At 71.2% G+C, this 4,333-nt stretch carries 4 protein-coding genes; 3 read left to right on the forward strand and 1 reads right to left on the reverse strand.

What is annotated here, in order from left to right; genetic code table 11:
* Positions 1 to 146 precede the first annotated feature (146 nt).
* From PV721_RS41615 to proC, 3 genes are all read left to right on the forward strand, one after another.
* Positions 147 to 944, forward strand: coding sequence for an ABC transporter ATP-binding protein (locus tag PV721_RS41615; protein WP_319733839.1), 798 nt, complete (start codon positions 147 to 149; stop codon positions 942 to 944).
* Complete coding sequence (locus tag PV721_RS41620; protein ID WP_319733840.1) at positions 941 to 1,678, forward strand: ABC transporter permease; 738 nt, start codon at positions 941 to 943, stop codon at positions 1,676 to 1,678. The genes PV721_RS41615 and PV721_RS41620 overlap by 4 nt, the downstream gene beginning before the upstream one ends.
* 127 nt (positions 1,679 to 1,805) lie before the next feature.
* On the forward strand, positions 1,806 to 2,615 hold the full coding sequence (gene proC / locus PV721_RS41625; RefSeq protein ID WP_319733841.1) for a pyrroline-5-carboxylate reductase: 810 nt from the start codon (positions 1,806 to 1,808) through the stop codon (positions 2,613 to 2,615).
* 46 nt (positions 2,616 to 2,661) lie between these two features.
* Here proC and trpS read toward each other — a convergent pair whose 3' ends face one another.
* Entirely contained in the window at positions 2,662 to 3,660 is a 999-nt protein-coding gene (trpS, locus tag PV721_RS41630; protein ID WP_319733843.1) for a tryptophan--tRNA ligase, read from the reverse strand.
* Between the last annotated feature and the right edge of the window lie 673 nt (positions 3,661 to 4,333).

Here is a 4,333-nt window from a genome sequence, read left to right on the forward strand (position 1 = left end):
GACCGGGGCTCCGGCGGCCCAGGCGGCGCCGATGGATGCCGGGTCGCGGGCACGCGGCTAGCCCCCCGCCGCCCGCCCCGCCCCGCCCCCACTCCGCTCTGCCCGGGCGATTGACGGCCGGCACAGCCAGGAGCATTATTCATCACATGATGAATAACCAGCCCGAGGGAGCCCCGGCCGCCGTGCACGCCCACGGCCTGACCGTCCGCCGCGGCACCGGCCGTACCCCCCGCACCGTCATCGACTCCATCGCCTTCGATGTCCCCCGCGGCCGCATCACCGGCCTCCTCGGCCCCTCCGGCTGCGGAAAATCCACCCTCATGCGCGCCATCGTCGGCACCCAGGCGCACGTCACCGGCACCCTCGACGTCCTCGGCCGCCCCGCCGGCCACCCCGAGCTCCGCTCCCGCATCGGCTACGTCACCCAGGCGCCCAGCGTCTACGACGACCTCACCGTCCGGCAGAACCTCGACTACTTCGCCGCCGTCCTCGACCCCGGCCGCCCCGCCGCCGACCGCCGCGCCGCAGCCGTACACCGGGCCATCGCGGACGTCGACCTCACCACCCACGCCGACGCGCTCGCCGGCAACCTCTCCGGAGGCCAGCGCAGCCGCGTCTCCCTCGCCGTCGCCCTGCTCGGCACCCCCGAGCTCCTCGTCCTCGACGAACCCACGGTCGGCCTCGACCCCGTCCTGCGCCGCGACCTGTGGAACCTCTTCCACGACATCGCCGCCACCCGCGGCGCGACGATCCTCGTCTCCTCCCACGTCATGGACGAGGCCGAGCGCTGCCACGACCTCCTCCTCATGCGCGAAGGCCGCATCCTCGCCCAGGACACCCCCGACGCACTGCGCACCCGTACCCGCTCCGCCACCGTCGAGGAGGGCTTCCTCCGCCTCGTCGACGGGGCCAACACCCTCGCCGCCCAGGAGACGACCCCGTGAACAGTGCCCGCACCGCCGCCACCGCCGCCCGCGTCCTGCGCCAGCTCCGCCACGACCCGCGCTCCATCGCGCTGATGCTCCTGGTCCCCGTCCTGATGCTCACCCTGCTGCGCTTCGTCTTCGACGGCAGCCCCCGCACCTTCGACGGCATCGGCGCGTCACTCCTCGGGATCTTCCCCCTCATCACCATGTTCCTGGTGACCTCCATCGCCACCCTGCGCGAACGCACCTCCGGCACCCTCGAACGCCTCCTCGCCATGCCCCTGGGCAAGGGCGACCTCATCGCCGGATACGCCCTCGCCTTCGGCGCCGTCGCCGTCCTCCAGTCCCTCCTCGCCACCGGACTCGCCCTCTGGGTCCTCGGCCTCGACGTCGTCGGCTCCCCCTGGCTGCTCCTGCTCGTCGCCCTCCTCGACGCCCTCCTCGGCACGGCCCTCGGCCTCTTCGTCTCCGCCTTCGCCGCCTCCGAGTTCCAGGCCGTCCAGTTCATGCCGGCGGTGATCTTCCCCCAACTGCTCCTCTGCGGCCTGTTCGCCGCCCGCGACACCATGCACCCGGTCCTCGAAGGCGTCTCCGACGTCCTGCCCATGTCCTACGCCGTCGACGGCATGACCCAGGTCCTCACCCACACCGACATGACCGCCGACTTCGTCCGCGACGCCGTGATCGTCGCCGCCTGCGCCCTGCTCGTACTCGCCCTCGGCGCGGCCACCCTCCGCCGCCGCACCCCCTGACCGCACTCCGGACAGTGCCTCCCCCTCCACCGCCCGGGTGCAAGGATGAGGACGTATACGCAGCCCACGCGCAACAGAACATCCCCCGGCCACCGCCGGGAGATACCCCAGGCGAGGTGAATCGGGCATGACCCAGACAGTCGCAGTCCTCGGTACCGGCAAGATCGGCGAGGCTCTGCTCAGCGGAATGATCCGCGGCGGCTGGCCCGCCTCGAAGCTCCTCGTCACGGCCCGCCGCGCCGACAGGGCCGAGGAGCTCCGCACCCGCTACGGGGTCGAGGCCGTCTCCAACGCCGAAGCCGCCAAGCGCGCCGACACCCTCATCCTCACCGTCAAGCCCCAGGACATGGCCAAGCTCCTCGACGAGCTCGCCCCGCACGTCCCCGTCGACCGCCTGGTCATCAGTGGCGCCGCCGGCATCCCCACCTCCTTCTTCGAGGAACGGCTCAGCCCCGGCACTCCCGTCGTCCGCGTCATGACGAACACCCCCGCCCTCGTCGACGAGGCCATGTCCGTCATCTCCGCCGGCAGCCACGCCACCGCCGAGCACCTCGCCCACACCGAAGAGATCTTCGGCGGCGTCGGCAAGACCCTGCGCGTCCCCGAGTCCCAGCAGGACGCGGCCACCGCCCTCTCCGGCTCCGGCCCCGCGTACTTCTACTTCCTCGTCGAGGCCATGACCGACGCCGGCATCCTCCTCGGCCTGCCCCGCGCCCAGGCCCACGACCTGATCGTCCAGGCCGCCATCGGCGCCGCCGTGATGCTCCGCGACAGCGGCGAGCACCCGGTCAAGCTCCGCGAGGCCGTCACCTCCCCGGCCGGTACGACGATCAACGCCATCGTGGAACTGGAGCGGCACGGCGTACGCGCCGCCCTCATCGCCGCCCTCGAAGCGGCCCGCGACCGCAGCCGCGAGCTCGCCTCCGGCAACAGCTGAGACACCCGTATAGGTGGGGTCCCGCAGCGCGCGGGACCCCCACCCCTCACGGCTCCAGCAACCCGATGGCCCGGTACGCCCGGTCCACCACGGGCCGTGCCAGCTCCCGGGCCCGCCCCGCGCCCTGCCGCAGCACCTTCTCCACCTCCGCCGGATCGCCGGCCAGCTCCGCATGCCGCTCCTGCACCGGCCGCAACAGCTCGACCACCGCGTCGGCGACGTCCCGCTTCAGCGCCCCGTACCCGCTGTACCCGTCGGCGAGCCGGACCGGATCGCCCCCGGTGCACGCGGCCAGGACGTCCAGCAGGTTCGCGACCCCCGGCCGCGCCTCCCGGTCGTAGACCACCGCACCGTCCCCGCTGTCGGTGACCGCACGCATCACCTTCTTGCGCACGACGCCGGGCTCGTCGAGCAGGTAGACGATCCCCGCCCCGTTCTCATGGGACTTCCCCATCTTCGAGGTCGGCTCCTGCAGGTCCATGACCCGCGCGGCCACCGCCGGATGCGTCGCCTTCGGCACGGTGAAGGTGTGCCCGTAGCGCTGGTTGAAGCGCACCGCCAGGTCGCGCGTCAGCTCCACGTGCTGGCGCTGGTCCTCCCCGACCGGCACCTCCTGGGTCCCGTACGCCAGGATGTCGGCGGCCATCAGCACCGGATAGGTGAGCAGCGACAGCCGTACGCCCTCCCCTGAAGCCTGCGCCTTCGCCGCCTTCTCCTTGTACTGGATCATCCGCCGTAGCTCCCCGTCGGTGGCGGTGCACTCCAGCAGGTACGCCAGCCGCGTGTGCTCGTCGACATGGCTCTGCACGAAGAGCGTGCACCGCTGTGGATCCAGCCCGGCGGCGAGCAGCAGCGTCGCCGCCTGCCGGCTCAGCCGCCGTACGCGCGCCGGCTCGTGCTCGACGGTCAGCGCGTGGAGATCGACGACGCAGAACAGCGCCTCGTCCGGCTCCTGGTCGATGGCGACCCACTGCCGTACGGCCCCCAGGTAGTTCCCCAGCGTCAGATGTCCCGTCGGCTTGACCCCGCTGAAGATCCTCGTCATGTCCTGCTCTCCCTGTGTGTGAGTGGTGCCGGGGCCACCGCGCCGGGCGACCGAGCCACTCCCGGGAGGGAGAAACGAAAACGGCCGCCGAAGCGGCGGCCGTGAGCGCATGCGTGCTCGTGTGGAAGGTCGGCCGCCGTCAGGCGGCCCACCAGCGAAGGCTGAGCGTGAGCGCATGCGTAGTCATGGGGGCCAGCGTAGACGGCCGGGGGTGAGCGCGGAGGGAGTTTCTAGGACGTCCGCGCGGCGGCCGGCGGGGGGTTGACACAGGTGTGCCCGGTCCGTAAGGTTCTTCGAGTTGTCCGAAGTGAGCGCCGACCCCGGTCGGTCCCCGGACGGCCATTCCGCACTACACATTCGAACGAACGACGCACTCCGTCGGCTCGTTTTCATGCGTATTTGCGAATGAGGAATCCGTGTCCGAGGACGCCGCCGCCGATTAGGTTCGGGGGCGAGGAATCCGCTACTGTCTCACTCGCCGAAGGGGCCGAACAGCCTCGAGGTAAAGCCCGCTGACTGGGAGTCAGGCCCGCAAGGATCTGATAGAGTCGGAATCGCCGGAAAGGGAAAGCGCGAAAGCGCAGGAACTGGAAAGCACCGAGGAAATCGGGCCCGAAAGAGTCTGATAGAGTCGGAAACGCAAGAACACAGAACGAAAGCCCGGAGGAAAGCC

This window comes from Streptomyces sp. MB09-01 (genome assembly GCF_033794505.1).
Lineage (GTDB): Bacteria > Actinomycetota > Actinomycetes > Streptomycetales > Streptomycetaceae > Streptomyces.